Source organism: Actinomadura fulvescens (assembly GCF_039533225.1).
GTDB classification, from domain to species: Bacteria; Actinomycetota; Actinomycetes; order Streptosporangiales; family Streptosporangiaceae; genus Spirillospora; species Spirillospora fulvescens.
This window is the reverse complement of sequence record NZ_BAAATD010000015.1, coordinates 13,958-35,283: the sequence shown is the minus strand read 5'-3', so window position 1 is coordinate 35,283 and position 21,326 is coordinate 13,958. Positions and strand designations below refer to the sequence as shown.

The following is a 21,326-nucleotide window of genomic DNA, read 5'->3' as shown; positions in this document are numbered from 1 at the left end:
CTGTGATCATTCCTCTCTCCTCCGAGCCCCCCGCCCCCGCCATGTCCATGAGCCCCGGGCTCTGGGCCATGGCGCTGGTGAGCGGCGTCCTCCTCGTCGCGGGCCTGGCCTGGGCCAGCCGCCGGCTGCTGGGCCTGCCCGTCGGAACGGCGCGGACGGCCGTCGGCGGGCTGATCGGGTTCTCGCTGCCCGGGCTCCTGGCCACCGAGCTCCAGAAGGAGAATCCGGGCCTGTACTTCGCCGCCTCCCTGGGCTCGGCGGTCCTGGCCGCCATGACGTTCATCGTGGTGGCCGAGGCGCTGGTGCCCACGGGCTCGCTGCCCCGGCCGCACGAGCTGGTCATGGCCACCCGGCGGCGGATCGCGCGGACGCGGCGCTACTACCAGATCACGAGGATCGCCGTCCGCCACGGCCTCGGGCCCTATCTGCGCGGGCGGCGGGGAAAGGGCGACGGAGCGTCCCTGGCGCGCTCGCTCCGGCTGGCGTTGCAGGACGGCGGCGTCACGTTCGTCAAGTTCGGGCAGGTGCTGTCCACCCGGCGTGACCTGCTGCCGCAGGCGTTCATCGACGAGCTGTCCCACCTGCAGGACAAGGTCCCGCCCGCGCCCGCCGCCGAGGTGGAACGGGTGCTCGCCGAGGAGCTCGGGGAGTCGCCGTACACGGTGTTCGCCGAGTTCGACCCGGTGCCGCTGGCGGCCGCGTCGATCGCGCAGGTGCACCGGGCGAGGCTGCGGTCGGGCACCGAGGTCGTCGTCAAGGTCCAGCGGCCGGGCATCCGGCCGCTGGTCGAACGCGACCTGGACATCGTCAACCGGCTGGCGGCCACGCTGGAACGGCGTACCCGGTGGGGCCGGTCGCTCGGCGCGGCCGAGCTCGCGCACGGCTTCGGCGTCGCGCTCCGCGAGGAGCTGGACTTCCACGTGGAGGCGCGCAACACCGCGGCGATCGGCGCGGGCGGCCCCACCGAGCTGCGCCTGCCCGCGCTGCACCCCGAGCGCAGCACCGGCCGCGTCCTGATCCAGGAATGGCTGGACGGCGTGCCGCTGGGCGCCGCCGACGAGCTCATCGAGGAGCGCGGGCTCGACCGGGGCAAGCTGGCCCGCACCCTGCTGACCGGCCTGCTCAATCAGATCATGCGGGACGGCACGTTCCACGCCGATCCGCACCCCGGCAACATCCTGTTGATGCGCGACGGCGGCCTCGCGCTGCTGGACTTCGGATCGGTCGGCCGCCTGGACGCCCGGTTGCGCGGTTCGCTGCAGAACATCCTCATCGCGGTCGGCCGGGGCGACCCGGCGGCGCTGTCGGACGCGCTCCTGGAGGTCGTGACCCGGCCCGAGGAGATCGACGAGGAACGGCTGGAACGGGCACTCGGGCAGTTCATGGCGCGGCATCTCAGCGCCGGCCTGGCACCGGGGATGGACATGTTCACGGATCTGTTCCGGCTGATCGCGGCGTTCCGGCTGGCGGTCCATCCCGAGATCGCCGCGGTCTTCCGGGCGCTGGCGACCATCGAGGGGACGCTGACCCGGCTCGACCCCGCGTTCAGCATCGTCGCCGCCGCGCAGGAGTTCGCCGGCACCCACTTCACCGAACGGCTCGCGCCCGGCGCGCTGAGGGACACGCTCACCGACGAGCTGCTCGGCATGGTGCCGGTGCTGCGCAGGCTCCCGCGCCGGTTCGACCGGATCACCCACTCGCTGGAACAGGGACGGCTGGGCGTCAACGTCCGGCTCTTCGCCGACGAACGTGATCGCCGGGTGGTGACCGGGATGCTGCACCAGGTGCTGCTGACCGTGCTCGGCGCCACGACCGCCGTGGTCGCCGCCATGCTGCTCGGCACCCCGGACGGGCCGCGCGTCACCCGGGACGTGGGGCTGTTCGAGCTGCTCGGCTACGGGCTGCTCGGAGTCAGCTCGATCCTCGTGCTGCGCGTCCTGTTCACGATCTTCCGCGCCGACCACCGGCCGGCACCGTGAGCCGCGGCGAGCCGCCGGGTGGAGCATCCGGCGGCTCGCCGCGGCCTCACGTGACCGTCAGGCCTCGAAGGGGAAGCGGTCGGCGAAGGCCGGCTTGAGATCGTCCAGCCAGACGGCGTCCGGGTCGTACTTGGCGAAGAACGGCTTGCCGACCAGGTCGGCGTCGCGCGCCTGGATGAGGTGCAGGGCGAAGACCTTCTCGCCCATCAGGTCCAGCACGCCGTCCACGCAGACCTTGCCGGGGGTCGCCGACATGGACGGACCGCGGACGGTGCGGGAGAGGCCCGACACGTTCTGGTAGGCGTCGCGGAAGATCTCGTACGCCCGCGCCAGCGGTACCGCGAAGTAGTCCTGCGGCCCGGTGTCACGCTCCACGAAGAAGTAGTACGGGACCATGCCCATCCGCGTCTGGGTGCGCCACATGCTCTCCCAGACCGCCGGGTCGTCGTTGATCGTGCGGATCAGCGGCGCCTGGGTGCGGATGACCGCGCCGGTGTCGCGGATGCGGCGGACCGCCTCGGTGACGACCAGGGGCTCCAGCTCGCGGGGATGCGAGAAGTGCGCCATGAACGCGAGGTTCTTGCCCGACTCGACGACCTGCTCGAACAGCCGCAGCATCGCGTCGGCGTCCGGGTCGGTCACGAACTTCTGCGGCCAGTAGGCCAGCGACTTGGTGCCGATGCGGATCGACTCCAACTGCTCCAGGTCGAGCAGCGGCTCGAGGTAGCGGCGGAGCACGGGCTCACCCATGATCATCGCATCGCCGCCGGTGAACAGGACGCTGGTCACCTCGGGGTGGGCGAGCACGTAGTCACGCAGCTGCTGGGTGTCGTCGCCGGCCATCTTGAGGTCGGCCTCGCCGACGAACTGCGCCCAGCGGAAGCAGTACGTGCAGTACGCGTGGCATGTCTGGCCCTGCTTGGGGAAGTACAGCACGGTCTCGTCGTACTTGTGCTGCAGGCCCGGGATCTTGCCGTCCCCGAAGCTCGGGATGTTGAGCTCCATCTGCCCGGCCGGATGGGGGTTCAGCTTCATCCGGACGGCGCGCGCCGCCGCGTCCACCTCGGCCTTGGGCGCCTCGCTGCGGAGCAGGTCCGACAGGCGCGCGACGTCCTCGGCGGGCAGCATGTCCGCCATGGGGAAGACCAGCCGGTAGATCGGATCCTCGGGTGCCGCCGACCAGTCGATGAGCTCGTCGATCACGTACTGGTTGGTCCGAAAAGGCAGGACCGTCGCCACCGCCCGGGTCGCGAGCTGCTGTTCGGGCGACAGTCCCGCGCGAGCCGTGAGCTCGTCGAGGTGCTTCGCCGTGAAGGCGCGGAACTTGCGACCAGTGGATCGCACTGCGGGAGCCGCGTCGTTCACCAAAGTCACGTGTTGGTACTCCTTGAAAGTCAGCGGGGACACGCGCGTCAGGGCGCGTCGTCACGGACAGTGATCAATGAGCCCCGTTTCACCCCCATTGAAGCCTTTGATCCGCGTTCATGCCGAATGCATACCCCTCTCAGGGTACAAAGAAGCTGGTCAAGCCCGAGCCAGACGAACCGCCGGATGTCCGGTCCCGGCGGTCCACCGCTTGTACAACGATTACGGCACGTGAAAGTGGCGCCCGTGTCACGTCCTTATGCTGACTACCGAAATACTGGTATGCGACCACGGGACCGTACGGGCAAGGGGGACGGGTGCAGCCGGAGCCGCGCGACGACGCGCCAGGAGCGGTGCCGGCCTTCGCCGTGGTCCTCGCCGGGGTCGCCACGATCACGTATTCGACCTTCCTGCTCGAACATTTTCTGAGCCCTGACCTGGACCGCATCAACGGTTATGTGAGCGAGCTCTCGGCCGTTGACCAGCCGTTCCACCAGATCTACAGCGCCGGCGACTTCATCGCCGGAGCGCTCTCGATCACGGTGGCCGCCATCTGCCTGCTGACCCTGCCACGGCGGCCCTGGTCGGTCCTCGGCTGGACCTTCCTGGCCCTGTTCGGGCTGTGCGCCATCGGCGACGCGGTCTTCCCGCTCGACTGCGCGCCCAGCCTGGAGACGTGGTGCGCGCTGCGGGAACGGTCGGGGAACGTCTCGTTCTCCCACCAGTTCCACGCCGTCACGAGCAGCATGGTGATCAGCTTCGGGGTGGCGGCGCTGCTCAGCCTCTCGATCGCGGCCCGCCGGTACGGCCGGTGGCCCGCGCTCGCGCGCTGGGGCCTGCCGCTCGCGGTCGCGGAGACCACGTTCGCGCTCAGCACGGTCCTGGCGATGCTCCTCGGCCGCTGGCTGGGCATCATCCAGCGCGTGCAGATCAGCATCCTGGTCCTCGGCCTCGGCACCATCGCCTGGGCCCTGTACGACGAGCGGCGGCGATCTCGCCGGTCGGCCGCAGGTGACCGGCCCGAACGGGAGACGACGCGCCTATGACGCCGGGAATCACGCCAGAGCCGCCGGCCACCACGCCAGAGCCGGGGATCGCCCTGGAGAACGTCGCCGGGGAGCAGATCCATCTGGTCACGAGCGGCCCGCCGGACGGGCCGCCGCTGCTGCTCAGCGGCGGGCTCGGCGGAGCGTGGTTCGACTGGCGGCCGTCGGTCGACCTGCTGGCGGGCACGTACCGGGTGTTCAACTTCGACCGGCCCGGGCTCGGGCTGAGCCCGCCGGCGGCCGGCGCGCCGAGCCTGCGCCGCGAGGTCGCGATCCTGACCGGGCTCGCCGAACGGGCCGGCGCCCCGGTGATCGTCGTCGCCCACTCGATGGCCGGCTTCCACGCGGAGGCGTTCGCCCGGCTGCGCTCCGAGCTCGTCCGCGGGCTCGTCCTCGTGGATCCGAGTTGTGAACGCGACCCCCGCGCCCGTGTCCGGCTCGCCTCCGTGCTCGACCCGGCGGCCAAGGCGTTCGGCGCCGCGCTCGGGTTCACCCGGCTGTCGAAGATCGTCGGCCCGGCCGGACGGCGGCTGGTCCTGCGGTGCACGAGCGACCGCGGTGAGCCCGTCCCGGCCGAGACCGTCCGCTCGGTGTACGGGCGGGGCACGGTGCTCGGCACGTTCCTCTCCGAGGAGCTCGCCTACCGGGAGGTGGCCGAGGACCTCGATCGTCTGCGGGAGCGGAGGCCGTTCCCGCCCGTCCCGCTGGTCGTGCTGACCGCGCTCGGTGACCACCCGGGCCAGTCCGAGGCCGATCGCCGGAAGTGGAGCGAAGGGCACCGGCGTCTCGCAGAGATGAGCCCCTACGGCCGCCAGGTGGTGCTCCCGGACACCCGGCACATGGTGCAGCTGGACAGGCCCGACGCCGTAGCCGACGCCGTGGAGGCCGTGCTGGGCGGTCCGGGCGCCGCCCAGGAGACGTCGTGAAGGCCCTCCGCGCCGGTCTGCTGGCGGCGGTGCTGGTCTGCACGCTGAGCGGATGCGAGCTCATGCAGCGGATCTCGGACGGCGCGTACCGCAACGCGGTCGCCGACGGCGCCGTCGCCGAGCTGGGCGAGCGGGGCATCCGGCTGGACGGCCGCCCGTCGTGCGAGATGCCGGCGACCGGGAACGAGGCGCTCGTCCGCGTGCGGTGCACGGGCGAGACCACCGACGGCGCTCCGGTCGTGGTGTCGGGCGAGGCGACCCGGGCCGACACCGAGCACCCCCGCGAGCAGTACGTGATCACCGTCGGCGGCAGGCCGGTGGTCGAGCAGGAGTGCCTGGGCCTCGGCTGCCCCTCCGCATCCCCGTGATCGGGCAACGCTTTCGCCTGGGCCAGGGAAAACCCGGCCCGCGCTGCGCGCACACGGGGCCGTCCCCGGTGACGCTACGCGTGTGAACGCCGCTGTGAACACCGACCGGCTCAAGGCCGCCGCCAGGAACAACCGGGTGAGGATGATCGTCCTCGGCATCGTCGCCCTCGTCGTCGCGGGCGCGGCCGCCGCCGTCATCGCCTACGCGACCCTCGTCGACACCAAGGAGCTCCGCTATCGGTCGCAGTCGAAGCTCCTGGCCTCGACGGGCGCGATCGCGGGCGCCGAGCTCCAGACCCGGGGCATGACCCTGGGCACCGCGCTCAGCTGCCGGCACATGCCCGGCTGGACCAAGGCCAAGATGCGCGTGTCCTGCACCGGGACCACGGCCGACAAGAAGGCCGTCCAGGTCTTCGCCTCGGGCGAGCGCGCGAAGAAGGAGCACTACTACACGATCCTCGTGAACGGGCGCCCCATCGTGGAGAACGCGCCCTGCCTCGGCCCCGACTGCCGCAAACGGGGCTGAACCGCCGGATCACGAGGCCGCCCGCGAGGCTCCGCCGGCCGGCCCGCGAGGCTCCGCCGTCAGGACGGGTAAAGGGACGCCATACGATGCGATGAGCTGCACTCTTGCGGCCATCGTTCCCTGACCCGACCAGGAGCCCCATGACCGGCAAAGGCGAGTCGCGCGCGGCGCCGGCTCGGCCCGCGCCGATCGCGGTGGACACCATGGGCGGCGACCACGCCCCGGCGGAGATCATCGCCGGGGCGGTCGCGGCCGTCCGTGACCACGGCGTCCGGCTCGTGCTGGTCGGGCAGGCCCCGCGGATCCGCCGTGAGCTGGACCGATTCGGCATCTCCGGCGAGATCCCGATCGTCCACGCCGAGGAGGCGCTGGACATGGCCGAGGGCGCGCTGGCGAGCCGGCGCAAGCCCCGTTCGTCGGTCGCGATCGCCTGCCACCTGATCAAGCAGGGCCGGGCGTCGGCACTGGTGTCGGCGGGCTCCACCGCCGGGGTGGTGGCCACCGCGCGGCTGCGGCTCAAGGGCCAGCAGGGCGTGCTGCGCCCGGCGATCGCTGTGACCTTGCCCACTCGGCCGCGCCCCACCGTGCTGCTGGACGCCGGGGCGACCGCCGACGTCAAGCCCGAGACACTCGTGCAGTTCGCCGCGCTCGGCACCGCCTACGCCCAGATCCGGCTGGGGATGGAGCGTCCGAGCGTCGGCCTGTTGAGCATCGGCGCCGAGCCCGCCAAGGGCGACAAGGTGACCAGGAACGCGCACGAGCTGCTGGCGAACGGCCGCCACGGCCTCCACTTCGCCGGGAACGTCGAGGGCCACGACCTGCTGGAGGGCGTGGTGGACGTGGTGGTGACCGACGGCTTCACCGGCAATGTCGCCCTCAAGACCATGGAGGGCACGGTCCGGATGGCGCTCGCCGAGGTCCGCGAGGCCATGACCGGGAGCCGCACCGCCAAGCTCGGCAGCTTCCTGCAGCGCCGCCAGTTCACCGACCTGCGCGACCGGCTCGATTCCGAGACCTACGGCGGCGGCGTGCTGCTCGGCCTGAACGGCACCGTGGTGATCGCGCACGGCGCCTCGCAGGCCCGGGCCGTCACCTCGGCGTGCCGGCTCGCGCACGAGCTCGCCGCGGGCCGGATCATCGAGCGGACCAGGGATCAGATCGCGGCCACGCGGACACCGTCCAGGTTCGGCCGCCTGATGCACGTCGACCGCGACCCCGCCGAAACCAGTCCCGACCGGCCGGTCGACCGGCCGGCGGCCGAGCGCCCCGCCGAGGAACGGCCGCACGACACGGCCACGACGCCTCCGGACGGGGCCGACATCGCGTCCGGCCGCGGCGAACCCCCCGCCCCGTAGTCTGAGGTTGTCCGCAAGATCTTGGGGAATGCTGCGTCCAACGGGGGCCCAGGTGACGGATGTACGGCAGAGCCCCGCGCCGGGGCTGACCGCGGCGCAGGTCCGCGAACGCGTCGCGGCGCACCAGACCAACGACGTGCCGCGGCGGTCCAGCCGGTCGGCGGCCGACATCGTCCGGGCGAACGTGCTCACCCGGTTCAACGCGCTCATCGGCACCCTGTTCGTGCTGGTGATGATCTTCGGCGAGTGGCAGGACGGGCTGTTCGGCGGCATCATCCTCGCCAACTCCGCGATCGGCGTGATCCAGGAACTGCGCGCCAAGCGCACGCTCGACAGGCTGGCCGTGGTCGGCGAGACGCCCGTCAAGGTCAGGCGGGACGGCGAACTCGCCGAGCTGGAGCAGCGGGAGGTCGTGCTCGGGGACCTGATCGTGCTCGGCACCGGCGACAGGATCGTGGTGGACGGGACGGTCGCCGCGTCCCAGGGCCTGGAGGTCGACGAGTCGCTGCTCACCGGCGAGGCCGACCCGGTGCACAAGGCGCCCGGCGACAAGGTCATGTCGGGCAGCTTCGTGGTCGCGGGCGGCGGCACGTTCACCGCCGAGAAGGTCGGCCGGGAGGCCTACGCGGCGCGGCTGGTCGAGGAGGCCAGCCAGTTCTCGCTGTCGCACTCGGAGCTGATGGCGGGCATCAACCGGTTCCTCAAGTACGTGACCTGGCTGATCATTCCGACCGCGGTCCTGCTGTTCGCCAGCCAGCTCGGCAGCGCCGACACCACCGGCGAGGCGATCGTGGGCGCGGTGGCGGGCGTGGTCACGATGATCCCCGAGGGGCTGGTGCTGATGACCAGCATCGCCTTCGCGGTCGGCGTGGTGCGGCTCGGGCGGCGCCGCTGCCTGGTCCAGGAGCTGCCCGCGATCGAGGGCCTGGCCCGGGTGGACGTGCTCTGCGTGGACAAGACCGGCACGCTGACCGAGCCCGGCATGGACCTGGACGAGATCATCGTGCTCGACGACGACCTGCCCGCCCGCCCGGCGCTGGCGGCGACGGCGGACGCCGATCCCGACCCCAACGCGACCATGCTGGCGGTCAGGGAGGGGCTGGACGAGCCCGCGCCCGGCTGGGAGGTCACCGAGACCGTCCCGTTCTCCTCGGCCCGCAAATGGAGCGGCGTCGCGTTCGACGGGCACGGCACCTGGCTCTTCGGCGCCGCCGACGTGCTGCTGGAGCCCGGCGCGCCGGGCCGGCGGCGCGCGGAGGAGCTCGGCTCCACCGGCCTGCGCGTCCTGGTCCTGGCCCGCGTCCCCGACGGCGCCCTGGCCTCGCCGGACCGGAAGACCGGACCGGTACGGCCCGCCGCGCTGGTCGTGCTCCGGCAGCGGATCCGCGCCGAGGCCCCGAAGACGCTGGAGTACTTCGCCGAGCAGGGCGTCGCGGTCAAGGTGATCTCGGGCGACAACCCGGCCTCGGTGGGCGCCATCGCCCGTTCCCTGAACCTGCCCAAGGCCGAGCGCCCGGTGGACGCCCGCACGCTTCCGGGCGACCTCGCCGCCATGGCGGACGTCCTGGAGGACAACTCGGTCTTCGGCCGCGTCGGCCCCCAGCAGAAGCGCGCCATGGTCAAGGCGCTCCAGTCGCGCGGCCACACGGTCGCGATGACCGGCGACGGGGTGAACGACGTGCTCGCGCTCAAGGACGCCGACCTCGGCGTGTCGATGGGCTCGGGCAGCGGCGCCACCCGGGCCGTGGCGCAGATCGTCCTGCTCGACAACAGCTTCGCGACGCTGCCGTACGTGGTGGGCGAGGGCCGCCGGGTGCTCGGCAACATCGAACGCGTCGCCAACCTGTTCCTCACCAAGACGGTCTATTCGATCATCCTGGCCGTGCTGGTGGGGCTCGTGCACATCCGCTTTCCGTTCCTGCCCCGGCATCTCACGCTGATCAGCAGCCTGACCATCGGCATCCCCGCGTTCTTCCTGGCGCTGGCGCCCAACCTGGAGCGGGCCCGGTCCGGTTTCGTCCCGCGGGTGCTGCGCTTCGCGGTGCCCGCCGGGCTCGCGTGCGGCATCGCCACGTTCGCCGGGTACTACCTCGCCACCGAGTACACCCGCAGCCCGTTCGCCGAGAACAGCTCCACCGCCACCCTCGCCCTCTTCCTCCTGACCCTCTGGGTGCTGGCCCTGATCGCCCGGCCGTGGAACTGGTGGCGGCTCGGGCTCGTGGCCGCGATGGGGGCGGCGTTCTTGATCGTTCTGGCGGTCCCGTGGCTGCGGGAGTTCTTCGCGCTGCGGCCCGACAACGTCCGCAACGACGTGACCGCGCTCGCGATCGCCGCCGGCGCCGGCGTCCTGCTCACGGTCGCGCTGCGCTGGGACAAGTGGCTGACCAGGCTCCGCGATCCTTCCGGTCAGCAATACGGGAAAAGCAATACCTGATCCTCGCCGTGGCCCCGATAACCTTGGGACATGCCCGATCCGCAACTCGCACTCACCGCCCGGGTCCAGGAGGCGCTGACCGCCGCCTTCGGGCCGTCCTACGCCGGCACCGACCCGGTCATCCGACCGTCCCAGTTCGCCGACCTGCAGGCCAACGTGGCCATGTCGCTGGTCAAGCCGCTGACGGCGGAGCGAGGCGAGAAGCAGAACCCGCGCGGCATCGCGCAGGAGATCGTGGCGAAGCTCGACCGGGGCGACCTGATCGACAAGATCGAGGTCAGCGGTCCCGGCTTCATCAACCTCACGTTGCGGGACGACTGGATCGCGGCGCAGGCCCAGCGGGTCCTGACCGAGCCGCGGCTCGCGGTACCCGAGACCGAGACGCCGCAGCGCGTCGTCGTGGAGTACTCCTCGCCCAACGTGGCCAAGGAGATGCACGTCGGGCACCTGCGCACCACGATCGTCGGCGACGCGCTCGCCCGGATCCTGGGTTTCCTCGGCCATGAGGTGATCAAGGACAACCACGTCGGCGACTGGGGCACCCCGTTCGGCATGCTCATCGAGCACCTGCTCGACATCGGCGAGGAGAAGGCCGCCGACGACGACTCCTCCGTCAGCGACCTGACCGCGTTCTACCAGGCCGCCCGCGAGAAGTTCGACAGCGACGAGAAGTTCGCCGACCGCGCCCGGAGGCGGGTCGTGGAGCTGCAGGCGGGCGACCCCGAGACGCTGCGGCTCTGGCAGGTCCTGGTCGACGTGTCCAAGCGCTACTTCAACACCGTCTACAGGCGGCTGGGCGTCACGCTCACCGACGACGACATCAAGGGCGAGAGCTTCTACAACGACCTGCTCGCGCCCACCGTCCAGGAGCTTGAGGACAAGGGCATCGCGGTCCTCAGCGACGGCGCGCTGTGCGCGTTCCCGCCCGGTTTCACCGGCCGCGAGGGCGAGCCGCTGCCGGTGATCATCCGCAAGAGCGACGGCGGCTACAACTACTCCACCAGCGACCTCGCGACCGTCCGCTACCGGGTCGACACCGAGCACGTCGACCGCATGATCTACGTGGTGGGCGCGCCGCAGGCGCTGCACTTCCAGATGGTGTTCGCGGTCGCCCGGATGGCCGGCTGGCTGAACGACGGCGTCAGGGCCGAGCACGCCCAGATCGGCAACGTGCTGGGCACCGACGGCAAGATGCTGCGCACCCGGGCGGGCGGCACCGTCAAGCTCTCCGAACTGCTGGACGAGGCCGTCGAACGGGCCGGTGAACGGTTCGACGCGGTCGAGCACCAGGCGGAGTTCGACGCCGCGACCCGCGACGAGATCGTCGAGAAGGTCGGCATCGGCGCGGTGAAGTACGCCGACCTGTCGGTGGCCCTCGACAGCGAGTACATCTTCGACATCGACCGGATGACCCTGTTCAACGGCAAGACCGGTCCCTACCTCCAGTACGCCACCGTCCGGATCCGCTCGATCTTCCGCAAGGGCGGGGTGGACCCCGAGACGGCGACCGACCCGATCAAGATCGGGCACGAGGCCGAGCGTGCGCTGGCGCTGAAGCTCCTGGACTTCGGTGCCGTCGTCCAGCAGTCCGGTGAGCTGAGCGAGCCGCACCGGCTGGCGGGCTACCTGTTCGAGCTGGCCCAGGCGTTCACGTCGTTCTTCGAGAACTGCCCGGTGCTGAACGCTCCCGACGAGGAGACCCGAGGATCGCGGCTGGCACTGAGCGCGGCCACCTTGCGCACCATGACCACTGGGCTCGACCTGCTCGGCATCCCGGTGCCCGAGCGGATGTAGTCCCGCGGCTCACGGTCGTCCGCACGGCATGACGGAGAGCCGGTCCCGGAGCGTTCCGGGACCGGCTCTCTCGTGCGTGCGAACCTACTGCAGGTAGCCCTCCACCTCGTCCGGCGGCCGGGCCTTCGCGGCCTCGGGGTCCTCGCCCGCGTCGTGACGGGCCCTGCGCTGCCTGAGGAGGTCCCAGCACTGGTCCAGGGCCACCTCCAGCTCCCGCAGCCGCCGGCGTTCCTCCTCGCCGGTGAGCTCACCGCGCTGGCGGCGCTCGCGCAGCCGGTGCTCCTCGGCCACGTACGCGTCGATGTTCGACAGGATCGTGTCGTCGTCCACGGACCCTCCACTCCCTCGGTGATCCGGCGGAGCCCCGTCCCCGCGCGGGGAAGGGGCTCCGCCGCCGGGTACCCGGCGGTCAACCGCGGGAAACGCCGCTGCCCGTCACGCCGGACAGGAAGCCGCCGTCGCCGGTGGTCGAGTGCTGCAACGAGCCCATGTCGGTCTTCGGCTCGACGAGAGCCGCGGACGAGGCCCCCGAGGACTCCGGTGGACGTGTGGTCGACCGCTTCGACGTGGCCGCGGACTTGCGGGGCCGCGTCGTGGTGGCCCTGGGCCTGGTCGCCTTGGGTCTGGTGGTGGTGGACTTGCGTGCCGCCACCGAACGCGTGGGCGACTTCCTGGCCCCGGACGTGGTCGATTTCCTGGCGGTCGACTTGCGCGCGGTCGTGGACTTGCGGGCCGTGCTCTTGCGAGCCGTGCTCTTGCGGGCCGTCGTGGACCGCCCGGTCGTCGAACCCGCCCCGGTGGTGCCCGCCGTGGTCGACTTGCGGGCGGGCGACCTGCTCGCGGTCGTCCGCTTCGCGGTCGACTTGCGGGCCCCCGAGGTCGACTTCCTCGCCGACGACGTCGACTTGCGGCCCGAGGACGTCGACTTCCTGGCCGACGTGGACTTGCGGGAGCCGCTCGCCTTCCGGGCGGTGCCGGACCCGCTCGGGGCCTTGGACACGGCCTTGGCGGCGGTGCTCATCGCCTTGGCGGCGTCGTTCATCGCCTTGGTCGCGGTCGCCATCGCCTTGGTCATGGCGGTCATGGCCTTGACCGACGCCGAGGCCTTGCTGGTCGCCGACTTCATCTGCTTGGCGGCCGATGTCGCCTTGGTGGCGGCGGTCTTGGCCTTGGTGGCCGCCCCCGAGGACGACCGGCTCGCGGTGGCCGTGGCGCGGGACGTCGACTTCCGCGCGGCGGACGTGCCCCTGCCTCCCGCCGTGGTCTTCCTGGCGGTGGACTTCTTCGCCGTCGACCTGCTGGTCGACTTTTTGGCGGCCGACTTCTTGGCCGTCGACTTCCTCGCGGTCGACTTCTTGGCCGTCGACTTCCTGGCCGTCGACTTCTTGGCCGTCGACTTCGTGGCGGTCGACCTGCCGGTGGACGACTTGCGCGCCGCGGAAGTGGACTTCCGGGGCGTGGTCGTCTTCTTGGCCGCCGACCTGGTCCCCGTCGTCCGCTTGCCGGCCGTGGACTTCCTGCCGGTCGTGGACTTCTTGGCGGTGCCCTTCTTGGCCATCGAACGGCTGACCGTGGTACGCGGCGACGAGGTCTTCGCGGCGGCGCTGACACGTTTGGCGGCCGGCTTCCTCGTGGTCGCCTTCTTGGTGGTCGCCTTCTTGGTCGCCGCCTTCTTCGTGGCCGACTTGCGCGCAGTGGTCTTCTTCGCGGTCGAGCTTTTCGCGCGACTAGCCGTACCTCGGCTGGACGTCGCGCGCTGAGCAGTCTTGGTAGCCACTGATCTCCCCCCCGTGTGATCAGTTACGGGGAGATCTATTCCACATTTGTTGACGCTCTACACACGCTCTGTTACTTGAGCGGATCAGAGACCCACCGGATGCCACACCGTCTTGGTCTCCAAGAAGGCGGTCATGCGTTCCGTTCCGGGCTCCGCGGACCAGTCGGCCATACCGGGTCGCAGCACCCGCTTGAGGTTCTCCGCGGCCGCCTCCTCCAGGGCCCTGACGCGGTCTTCGGCCACCCCGGCCAGGTCGATGGCGTTCACGTCCATGTGCGCGGCGAGCCACGGCGCGAGCTCGTCGCGGCGGCCGGTCAGCACGTTGACGACACCACCCGGAAGATCGGACGTCGCCAGCACCTCGGCGAACGTGATCGACGGCAGCGGAGCCGGCTCGGACGCGATGACGACGCACGTGTTGCCCGCCACGATCGCCGGTGCGACGACCGACACCAGGCCGAGCAGCGGGGAGTCCGGCGCGACGACGCCGACGACGCCGGTCGGTTCCGGCGTGGAGAAGTTGAAGAACGGCCCGGCGACGGGGTTGGCGGAGCCGCCGACCGCGCCGATCTTGTCGGCCCAGCCCGCGTACCAGACCCAGCGGTCGATCGCCGCGTCCACCTCGGCGTTGGCGGCGGCCTTGGCGAGCCCGGCGGCTCGCAGCTCCTCGACGAACTGCGCCCGCCGGCCCTCCAGCATCTCGGCGATCCGGTAGAGGATCTGCCCCCGGTTGTAGGGGGTACGCCCGGCCCAGCCGCCGAACGCCTTGCGAGCGGCGGTCACCGCGTCCCGGACGTCCTTGCGGGACGCCTGGGAGGCGTTGGCGAGGAAGGTGCCCTTGCCGTCGTTCACCACGTACGACCTGCCGGACTCGGACCGGGGGAACGCGCCCCCGATGAACAGCTTGTAGGTCTTGCGCACGGCGAGCCGCTCAGATCGCTCTGTGCTCATTTGCCTCACTCCGTTCGGCGGTTCACGGCCGCCTTCACGCGACGTCTTCCCTCGTCGCTCGTTCCTCGCTCCTCAGTCCAGACGCCGCGCGCCCGCTCACACATCGAGGTAGGCCTCCAGCCCGTGCCGGCCGCCCTCGCGGCCGTAGCCGGACTCCTTGTAGCCGCCGAACGGCGACGCGGGGTCGAACTTGTTGAACGTGTTGGCCCAGACGACGCCCGCGCGCAGGCGCTCGGCCATCCACAGGATGCGCGAGCCCTTCTCGGTCCAGACCCCGGCCGACAGCCCGTACGGCGTGTTGTTGGCCTTCTCGACGGCCTCGGCGGGCGTACGGAACGTCAGCACCGACAGCACCGGCCCGAAGATCTCCTCGCGGGCGATGCGGTGCGACTGGGCGACGTCGGTGAAGATCGTGGGCGCGAACCAGAATCCGCGCTGCGGCAGCTCGCACGGCGGCGACCAGCGGCCGGCGCCCTCCTGCTCGCCGATTTCCGACAGCATCCGGATCTTCTCCAGCTGGGCGCCGGAGTTGATCGCGCCGATGTCGGTGTTCTTGTCGAGCGGGTCACCGACGCGCAGCGTGGCCATCCGCCGCTTGAGCCGGTCGAGCAGCTCCTCCGCCACCGACTCCTGGACGAGGAGCCGCGACCCGGCGCAGCACACGTGGCCCTGGTTGAAGAAGATCCCGTTGACGACGCCCTCGACGGCCTGGTCCAGCGCCGCGTCATCGAAGATCACGTTGGCGGCCTTGCCGCCGAGCTCCAGCGTCAGCCTCTTGGTGGTGCCGGCCGCGGCACGCGCGATCTGCTTGCCGACCTCGGTGGAGCCGGTGAACGCGATCTTGTCGATGCCGGTGTGCTCGACCAGCAGCCGGCCGGTCTCGCCCGCGCCGGTGATGATGTTGACCACGCCCGGCGGCAGGTCGGCCTGGCGGCAGATCTCGGCGAACGCCAGCGCGGTCAGCGGCGTGGTCTCGGCGGGCTTGAGCACCACCGTGTTGCCGCACGCCAGCGCCGGCGCGATCTTCCAGGCCAGCATCAGCAGCGGGAAGTTCCACGGGATGACCTGACCGGCCACGCCCAGCGGCCTCGGATCCGGCCCGAGGCCCGCGTACGCCAGCTTGTCGGCCCAGCCCGCGTAGTAGAAGAAATGCGCGGCGACCAGCGGCAGGTCGACGTCCCGTGACTCGCGGATCGGCTTGCCGTTGTCGATCGACTCCAGCACCGCCAGCTCGCGCGACCGTTCCTGGACGATCCGCGCGATCCGGTAGAGGTACTTGGCCCTCTCGCGGCCCGGCATCGGGCCCCAGACCTTGTCGTGGGCGCGCCGGGCGGCCGCCACCGCGCGGTCCACGTCGGCCGCGTCGGCGGCGGCGATCTCGGCGAGCGGCTCCTCGTTCGACGGGTCGATGCTCTTGAACGGCTCGCCGTGCCCGTCGCGGAACTCACCGTCGACGAACAGCCCGTAGGAGGGCCTGATGTCGACGACGGCCCGCGACTCGGGTGCCGGCGCGTACTCGAAGTCCATGATCAGCCATTCCAGTGAGTCGAGTCAGTCGAGCGTGAAGTAGTCGGGGCCGGAGTAGACACCCGTGGCCAGCTTGCGGCGCTGCATGAGGAGATCGTTCAGCAGGCTGGAGGCGCCGAGGCGGAACCAGTCCGGGGTGAGCCAGTCGGGCCCGGCCGTCTCGTTGACCAGGACCAGGTACTTGATCGCGTCCTTGGTGGTGCGGATGCCGCCCGCGGGCTTGACCCCGACCATCCGCCCGGTCTCGGCCCGGTAGTCGCGCACGGCCTCCAGCATGACCAGCGTCACCGGCAGCGTGGCGGCCGGGGAGATCTTGCCGGTGGAGGTCTTGATGAAGTCGGCACCGGCCCGCATGGCGAGCCAGGAGGCACGCCGCACGTTGTCGTAGGTGACGAGCTCGCCGGTCTCGAAGATCACCTTGAGGTGCGCGCCGTGCCCGTCGTTCGCACGTTTCCCGCCGTCCACGGAGGTCGCGGCGCAGGCCTCCTTGGTCGCGACGATCTCCTCGTACACCTTGAGGTAGTCGCCGGCCAGGAACGCGCCGCGGTCGATCACCATGTCGATCTCGGTGGCGCCCGCCTCGACCGCGGCCCGGGTGTCGGCCAGCTTGGCCTCCATCGGCGCCCGTCCCGAGGGGAACGCGGTGGCCACGCTCGCCACCCCGACCCCGGAGCCCCGGAGGGCCTCCACCGCCGTCGCGACCATGTCCGGATAGACACAGATGGCCGCCACCCGGGGCACTCCCGGGTCACCCGGATCGGGCCGCAGGCCCTTGGCGCACAGGGCGCGCACCTTCCCGGGCGTGTCCGCGCCCTCCAGCGTGGTGAGGTCGACCATGGTGATCGCCAGGTCGATGGCCTGGGCCTTGGCCGAGGTCTTGATCGAACGCGTGGCGAGCCGCGCGGCCCGCTCCTCCGCCCCGACCTGGTCGACGCCCGGCAGCCCGTGCAGGAAGGCGCGCAGCTCAGTGGCGCTCACAAGAGTCTCCGTTGACACGTCTCCAGCATCGCGCACGCCCGGCACCTGCACAAAACGGCCAGAGGGTGCAAATAACCTACAAGTCGTCTATCTTGGTCGGGAAATTTGAACACGCGGAGACGTCCCCCGGGGGACGACGTCTCACACCCCCCGACACGCCCTCCGGGGCGTGGACCGTGTAGAGGAGCCCGCTGCGCCATGGCTGACGACCCGGTGCCTCCGCAGATCGACACCACAGTGCCGCACTCCGCCCGGATCTGGAACTACTGGCTCGGCGGCAAGGACAACTATCCGATCGACCGCGAGGCCGGGGACGCCTACGTCCAGGTCTATCCGGGCATCGTGGACATCGCGCGCGTCGGCCGGCACTTCCTCGCCCGCGCCGTCCGCCACCTGGCCGAGGAGGCCGGCATCCGGCAGTTCCTCGACATCGGCACCGGGCTGCCGACGGTCGACAACACCCACGAGGTCGCCCAGCGGGTGGCTCCCGAATCCCACATCGTCTACGTCGACAACGACCCCCTCGTGCTCGTCCACGCGCACGCCCTGCTGACAAGCTCGGCCGAGGGCGCGACGAGCTACATCGAGGCCGACATGCGCAGGCCCGATGACATCCTGAGCATCGCCCAGAAGAAGCTCGACTTCGACCGTCCCATCGCCCTGATGCTCATGGGCGTCCTCGGCCACGTCGACTCCTACGAAGAGGTCCTGTCCATCATCCGGAGCCTGATGTCGGGGCTTCCCGAGGGCAGCTACCTGGCCCTGTACGACGACACCGACACCGACGACGCCCATAACAAGGCCCAGCAGGGGTATGACGACACTGGCGCGGTCCCTTACCGGCTGCGCCCACCGGAGCAGATCGTCGGCTACTTCGACGGGTTCGACCTGGTCGAGCCCGGCGTGGTGGCCTGCGAGTCGTGGCGTCCCGAACCCACCCCGTTCGAAGACATCACCAAGACGTCCACTCTGTGCGGCGTCGCACGTAAACGCCAGGCGTAGAGCCCCGCACGGTTGTCTCCGCCGGTGGCGGATGTCAGTCTTGACCGGGGTTCGGCGTCGCTTGTGATTTTTCGGGAGTGGGAGTGGGCACCGAACGTGTCGAGGACATGCCGCCCAGTGCGCTGACGCACGGGCGTGCGGGACCGACCGTGCTGCGGTTGGTCGTGGGGGCACAGCTGCGACGGCTGCGCGAGCTCAGCGGCATCTCCGCCGAGCAGGCCGCCTACGAGATCCGCGGTTCCGCGTCGAAGATCAGCCGGATGGAGCTCGGACGGGTCCGGTTCAAGGACCGTGACGTCTCCGACCTGCTGACGTTGTACGGCGTCACCGACCTGGCCGACCGGCTGCCGTTGCTGGAGATGGCCAAGCAGGCCAGCGCGGCGGGCTGGTGGCAGGCCTACAGCGACCTGGTGCCCCCCTGGTTCGAGGCCTATCTCGGGCTGGAGCAGGGCGCCAGCATGATCCGCTGCTACGAGGTCCAGTTCGTGCCAGGTCTCCTCCAAACGGAGGCCTACGCCCATGCCGTGGTCCGGGCCGGCATGCCGAGCGCGTCCGACAACGAGATCGAACGCCGCGTCGAGCTGCGGATGGCGCGGCACCAGGTGCTCACCCGGCCCGACCCGGTGCGGTTCTGGGCCGTCCTCGACGAGGCCGCGATCCGCCGTCCCTTCGGCGGCCGCGCCACCATGCGCGCCCAGCTGAAGCAGCTCATCGCCCTCAACGAGCTGCCGCACGTCACGGTGCAGATCAGCCCGTTCAGCGCGGGCGGCCACGGTGCGGGCGGCCCGATCAGCATCCTGCGCCTGCCCGCCGCCGACCTGCCCGACGTGATCTACCTGGAGCAGCTCACCAACGCGTTCTATCCCGACAAGCCGGCCGACGTCTTCCACTACACCGACGTGATGAACCGGCTCGCCGTGCACTCGGCCCCCGCCACCTCGACGCCCAAGATCCTCCAAAACGTCCTCGACGAAATGTGACTCCAGGCTGGGGCCCCTGGCAAGGCCCTAGGGCCCTGTCGGGCCGGTGACCACGCTCAATACCGTCGTTCGAAAATGGTCGACGGTATTGGAGCGCACAATGGCACGTATCACGCGAGCCGGGCGGCTCGCGATCGCGGCGACGCTGGCAACCGGAACCTTGGTGCCCGCCGGCTGGGCCCTCATGGACTCCGGCGAGGTCAAGGCCGGAAATGTTTCCGCCGCCACCGCCAAAAAGGCCGAACGCCCCTGCTCTCTCGCACGCTACTCCAAGTATCGCAAGTTCGTCGGAACGAAGAAGACCTGGCCCAACGACCCCGTCCACCGCATCGCCGGATACAGCGGGCAGCGCCTGGACATCTCCAAGAAGGTCGGCGTCAAGAACTCCGTGACCGCCACCTTCGGCGTCACCATCAAGGCGATCAGCAACACCGTCGGCTTCTCCGTGGAAAAGTCATGGGAGGACACCATGACCGCCTCCAGCGGGAAGCTTCCGTACGGCCCCAAGAAGAAGAAGCTGCATTACCAGCTGCAGATGGGACGCGTTTACAAGGCCTACAAGTTCAACGTGTACGAGAGGCGCGGAAAGGTGCGCTTCTTCACGCCGACCGCCGTCCGGTGCGTCTGGGACCAGAAGCCCGATCACTGGGTCGGCACCGGAACCGCCTACAAATTCTGGATCTTCGACTCCCGGGTACGCCAAGTCTGATCCCGAACAGAAGAACCGGTCACCTCGCAAAGAGGAGGTGACCGGTTCCTTGGTTTTACAGGCGTTGGCGTAGCCTGACGAACGAGGCCCAGCTCAGCAGCAGGCCGAGCCGGGTCCCGTCGTACTGGATGTCGGACAGGTCGACGAGATGGTCCCGCAGCTTGACGTCTTCCGCCTTCAGCATGAACGTCTCAGACGCGGCCGGGGACCAGGTCGAAGCGGGTCGTCGTGCCGAGGAGGGCGGCCTTCGTCCCGGCGCCGTGCGCCTTGCAGGGCAGGCCCTTTTCGATCTTCGGGCAGCTGAAGGTCTTCATCACCCAGGACGGGCAGCGGTCCCCGGTCCCCGGGCAGTACATGGTCACGAGCCCGAACGGCTTTCCCCGGGTGATGCGGGTGTCGACGACCTGCCGGACGACCTGCTTGCGCTTGATCCGGCAGCCGCTCTTGCCGCACGTGAACTCCCGTGCGGTGATGGAGAGGTTGTAGTTGGTCCCTGTCGTGTGCCGCCACGACGCGACCTTGGTCATCTTCGCGATGTGCGAGTACTTCGTGAATCCGTGCTTGAGCGCGATCTTGGCGAAGCCGAATCCCTTCGCCGGTTCCGAGCGCTTGAAGTAGCCGCGCCGCAGCGGAACCTTGCGGAGCTTGCGCCCCGCACCCCCTGCCGCGAAGGTCTGGATGATGGTGTAGCGGTTGGGTGCGGCGGTGGAGGCGTCCTGAACGGAGGCGGCGACTCTGGTGGTGCCGGGTTGGGAGTCTTGCGCCGACAGGGCGATGCCGCCCGCGAGCGTTCCCGCCGCGACGACCGTGGCGATTCCGCCGGATGCGAGATAGCGGACCTTCATGAGGATTCCCCTCTGAAAAGGAGCGATGGCACCCGGCACGCTATGAATTTGTCATTGCTGCAAATAGGGCCCATGGGCCCTATGGCCACGCTTCGGGGACCTCAGCGTGCGCTCAGGCGGGCCTCCAGCTCGGGAACGCCCGGACCGGCGAGGAGCGGAAGCGCGACAGGGCGGCCCGTGATGAGCAGGAGGATCGCCGAGATCGGGCCCTCCACCAAGGCCCCTTCTCCCGCGGTCCACGTGTGGTCGGTCGCCACGAGCCTGACCCCGCGCAGCCGGCGTTCCGCACGGAAGGGCCAGAGCGCGGGCCAGACGTGCGACGCGGCGACGGCCGCCGCCTCGGTCGGCATGGGGCGGGTACGTGAGAGCGGGACGGCGATGTCCTGACCGTGCACGAGAACGTCGATGAGCGGCTCCAGCTCCGAAAGCCCGGGCGCCGTCACGCGCGAACCGACCATGGCGCGCAGCATCGGGGCGTAGCCGTCGACCGGCAGCTCGGCCTGCCGCCGGGCCGAGTCACGGATCATGCGATTGACGCTGCCACGGGCCCGGACCAGGGCTCGCAGAGCCGGGAACACCCCCGTCTGGGCCAGCGTGAGGTGGGCGGCGACGTCGCGCACGCGCCAGCCCGCGCAGAGGGACGGCGTCTCCCACTCACGCTCGGTCAGATCGTCGAAGAGGTCGGCCAGGCCGCGCCGCTGCTCGTCGATCGTTCGCCAGATCTCGTCACGGTCCATGACGATCCCCCGTCCAGGTCTCTACCA

The 21,326-nt window shown here is 70.5% G+C and carries 20 protein-coding genes; 12 read left to right on the top strand and 8 right to left on the bottom strand.

The features are described 5' to 3' along the window. Nucleotides 1-2: 2 nt before the first annotated feature. Nucleotides 3-1,979, top strand: a complete 1,977-nt coding sequence (locus ABD333_RS39360) for an ABC1 kinase family protein (protein WP_344547715.1) — start codon at nucleotides 3-5, stop codon at nucleotides 1,977-1,979. A 57-nt stretch (nucleotides 1,980-2,036) separates the two neighbouring features. On the opposite strand, the gene ABD333_RS39355 is transcribed toward ABD333_RS39360, so the two are convergent. Continuing rightward, entirely contained in the window at nucleotides 2,037-3,353 is a 1,317-nt protein-coding gene (locus tag ABD333_RS39355; RefSeq protein WP_344547714.1) for a KamA family radical SAM protein, read from the bottom strand. Between the two features lie 308 nt (nucleotides 3,354-3,661). Between ABD333_RS39355 and ABD333_RS39350 the strand changes: the two genes are divergently transcribed. From ABD333_RS39350 to argS, 7 genes are all read left to right on the top strand, one after another. Continuing rightward, complete coding sequence (locus tag ABD333_RS39350; RefSeq protein ID WP_344547713.1) at nucleotides 3,662-4,390, top strand: DUF998 domain-containing protein; 729 nt, start codon at nucleotides 3,662-3,664, stop codon at nucleotides 4,388-4,390. After that, a complete protein-coding gene (locus ABD333_RS39345) occupies nucleotides 4,387-5,316 on the top strand; it encodes an alpha/beta fold hydrolase (protein WP_344547712.1) in 930 nt (309 codons plus the stop codon). The genes ABD333_RS39350 and ABD333_RS39345 overlap by 4 nt, the downstream gene beginning before the upstream one ends. Next, on the top strand, nucleotides 5,313-5,684 hold the full coding sequence (locus ABD333_RS39340) for a hypothetical protein (protein ID WP_344547711.1): 372 nt from the start codon (nucleotides 5,313-5,315) through the stop codon (nucleotides 5,682-5,684). The genes ABD333_RS39345 and ABD333_RS39340 overlap by 4 nt, the downstream gene beginning before the upstream one ends. 82 nt (nucleotides 5,685-5,766) lie before the next feature. Then, on the top strand, nucleotides 5,767-6,210 hold the full coding sequence (locus ABD333_RS39335) for a hypothetical protein (RefSeq protein ID WP_344547710.1): 444 nt from the start codon (nucleotides 5,767-5,769) through the stop codon (nucleotides 6,208-6,210). Nucleotides 6,211-6,350: 140 nt separating this feature from the next. Further along, complete coding sequence (gene plsX / locus ABD333_RS39330; RefSeq protein ID WP_410558615.1) at nucleotides 6,351-7,565, top strand: phosphate acyltransferase PlsX; 1,215 nt, start codon at nucleotides 6,351-6,353, stop codon at nucleotides 7,563-7,565. A gap of 52 nt (nucleotides 7,566-7,617) precedes the next feature. Next, nucleotides 7,618-9,999, top strand: coding sequence for an HAD-IC family P-type ATPase (locus ABD333_RS39325; protein ID WP_344547709.1), 2,382 nt, complete (start codon nucleotides 7,618-7,620; stop codon nucleotides 9,997-9,999). A gap of 30 nt (nucleotides 10,000-10,029) precedes the next feature. After that, a complete protein-coding gene (gene argS / locus ABD333_RS39320; protein ID WP_344547708.1) occupies nucleotides 10,030-11,793 on the top strand; it encodes an arginine--tRNA ligase in 1,764 nt (587 codons plus the stop codon). An 84-nt stretch (nucleotides 11,794-11,877) separates the two neighbouring features. Here argS and ABD333_RS39315 read toward each other — a convergent pair whose 3' ends face one another. Next, complete coding sequence (locus ABD333_RS39315; RefSeq protein WP_344547707.1) at nucleotides 11,878-12,123, bottom strand: DUF2630 family protein; 246 nt, start codon at nucleotides 12,121-12,123, stop codon at nucleotides 11,878-11,880. A gap of 158 nt (nucleotides 12,124-12,281) precedes the next feature. Between ABD333_RS39315 and ABD333_RS39310 the strand changes: the two genes are divergently transcribed. Continuing rightward, nucleotides 12,282-13,553 carry a hypothetical protein gene (locus tag ABD333_RS39310; protein ID WP_344547706.1) on the top strand — a complete coding sequence of 424 codons (1,272 nt, stop codon included), beginning with the start codon at nucleotides 12,282-12,284 and terminating at the stop codon, nucleotides 13,551-13,553. Between the two features lie 101 nt (nucleotides 13,554-13,654). On the opposite strand, the gene ABD333_RS39305 is transcribed toward ABD333_RS39310, so the two are convergent. The 3 genes from ABD333_RS39305 to deoC all read right to left on the bottom strand — a co-directional run bounded on the left by ABD333_RS39305 (nucleotide 13,655) and on the right by deoC (nucleotide 17,026). Then, nucleotides 13,655-14,521 carry an aldehyde dehydrogenase family protein gene (locus ABD333_RS39305; protein ID WP_344547705.1) on the bottom strand — a complete coding sequence of 289 codons (867 nt, stop codon included), beginning with the start codon at nucleotides 14,519-14,521 and terminating at the stop codon, nucleotides 13,655-13,657. Between the two features lie 96 nt (nucleotides 14,522-14,617). Continuing rightward, nucleotides 14,618-16,048 (bottom strand): aldehyde dehydrogenase family protein, encoded by a 1,431-nt coding sequence (locus ABD333_RS39300; protein WP_344547704.1) that lies wholly within the window; start codon nucleotides 16,046-16,048, stop codon nucleotides 14,618-14,620. A 24-nt stretch (nucleotides 16,049-16,072) separates the two neighbouring features. After that, the gene (deoC, locus tag ABD333_RS39295) at nucleotides 16,073-17,026 is read right to left on the bottom strand and encodes a deoxyribose-phosphate aldolase (RefSeq protein ID WP_344547703.1); all 954 of its coding nucleotides are present in this window, start codon (nucleotides 17,024-17,026) and stop codon (nucleotides 16,073-16,075) included. A gap of 198 nt (nucleotides 17,027-17,224) precedes the next feature. On the opposite strand from deoC, the gene ABD333_RS39290 reads away from it, so the two are divergent. The 3 genes from ABD333_RS39290 (at nucleotide 17,225) to ABD333_RS39280 (ending at nucleotide 19,717) form a co-directional block, all read left to right on the top strand. Then, nucleotides 17,225-18,028 carry an SAM-dependent methyltransferase gene (locus tag ABD333_RS39290; protein ID WP_344547702.1) on the top strand — a complete coding sequence of 268 codons (804 nt, stop codon included), beginning with the start codon at nucleotides 17,225-17,227 and terminating at the stop codon, nucleotides 18,026-18,028. 83 nt (nucleotides 18,029-18,111) lie between these two features. Further along, on the top strand, nucleotides 18,112-19,008 hold the full coding sequence (locus ABD333_RS39285; RefSeq protein WP_344547701.1) for a helix-turn-helix domain-containing protein: 897 nt from the start codon (nucleotides 18,112-18,114) through the stop codon (nucleotides 19,006-19,008). A 100-nt stretch (nucleotides 19,009-19,108) separates the two neighbouring features. Continuing rightward, nucleotides 19,109-19,717 carry a hypothetical protein gene (locus tag ABD333_RS39280; RefSeq protein ID WP_344547700.1) on the top strand — a complete coding sequence of 203 codons (609 nt, stop codon included), beginning with the start codon at nucleotides 19,109-19,111 and terminating at the stop codon, nucleotides 19,715-19,717. Between the two features lie 55 nt (nucleotides 19,718-19,772). Here the strand turns inward: ABD333_RS39280 and ABD333_RS39275 are convergent, their stop codons facing one another. The 3 genes from ABD333_RS39275 to ABD333_RS39265 form a co-directional block, all read right to left on the bottom strand. Next, complete coding sequence (locus ABD333_RS39275) at nucleotides 19,773-19,901, bottom strand: hypothetical protein (RefSeq protein WP_344547699.1); 129 nt, start codon at nucleotides 19,899-19,901, stop codon at nucleotides 19,773-19,775. A 7-nt stretch (nucleotides 19,902-19,908) separates the two neighbouring features. Further along, nucleotides 19,909-20,562, bottom strand: a complete 654-nt coding sequence (locus ABD333_RS39270) for a hypothetical protein (RefSeq protein ID WP_344547698.1) — start codon at nucleotides 20,560-20,562, stop codon at nucleotides 19,909-19,911. Nucleotides 20,563-20,663: 101 nt separating this feature from the next. Then, complete coding sequence (locus ABD333_RS39265; RefSeq protein WP_344547697.1) at nucleotides 20,664-21,299, bottom strand: maleylpyruvate isomerase family mycothiol-dependent enzyme; 636 nt, start codon at nucleotides 21,297-21,299, stop codon at nucleotides 20,664-20,666. Between the last annotated feature and the right edge of the window lie 27 nt (nucleotides 21,300-21,326).

What these genes read in the sequence shown, in the direction of transcription:
- ABD333_RS39345 (WP_344547712.1), top strand. Translation starts at nt 4,387, where the DNA reads ATGACGCCGGGAATCACGCCAGAGCCGCCGGCCACCACGCCAGAGCCG.
- plsX (WP_410558615.1), top strand. Translation starts at nt 6,351, where the DNA reads ATGACCGGCAAAGGCGAGTCGCGCGCGGCGCCGGCTCGGCCCGCGCCG.
- argS (WP_344547708.1), top strand. Translation starts at nt 10,030, where the DNA reads ATGCCCGATCCGCAACTCGCACTCACCGCCCGGGTCCAGGAGGCGCTG.
- ABD333_RS39310 (WP_344547706.1), top strand. Translation starts at nt 12,282, where the DNA reads ATGTCGGTCTTCGGCTCGACGAGAGCCGCGGACGAGGCCCCCGAGGAC.
- ABD333_RS39305 (WP_344547705.1), bottom strand. Translation starts at nt 14,521, where the DNA reads ATGAGCACAGAGCGATCTGAGCGGCTCGCCGTGCGCAAGACCTACAAG.
- ABD333_RS39300 (WP_344547704.1), bottom strand. Translation starts at nt 16,048, where the DNA reads ATGGACTTCGAGTACGCGCCGGCACCCGAGTCGCGGGCCGTCGTCGAC.
- ABD333_RS39290 (WP_344547702.1), top strand. Translation starts at nt 17,225, where the DNA reads ATGGCTGACGACCCGGTGCCTCCGCAGATCGACACCACAGTGCCGCAC.
- ABD333_RS39280 (WP_344547700.1), top strand. Translation starts at nt 19,109, where the DNA reads ATGGCACGTATCACGCGAGCCGGGCGGCTCGCGATCGCGGCGACGCTG.
- ABD333_RS39275 (WP_344547699.1), bottom strand. Translation starts at nt 19,901, where the DNA reads ATGCTGAAGGCGGAAGACGTCAAGCTGCGGGACCATCTCGTCGACCTG.
- ABD333_RS39270 (WP_344547698.1), bottom strand. Translation starts at nt 20,562, where the DNA reads ATGAAGGTCCGCTATCTCGCATCCGGCGGAATCGCCACGGTCGTCGCG.
- ABD333_RS39265 (WP_344547697.1), bottom strand. Translation starts at nt 21,299, where the DNA reads ATGGACCGTGACGAGATCTGGCGAACGATCGACGAGCAGCGGCGCGGC.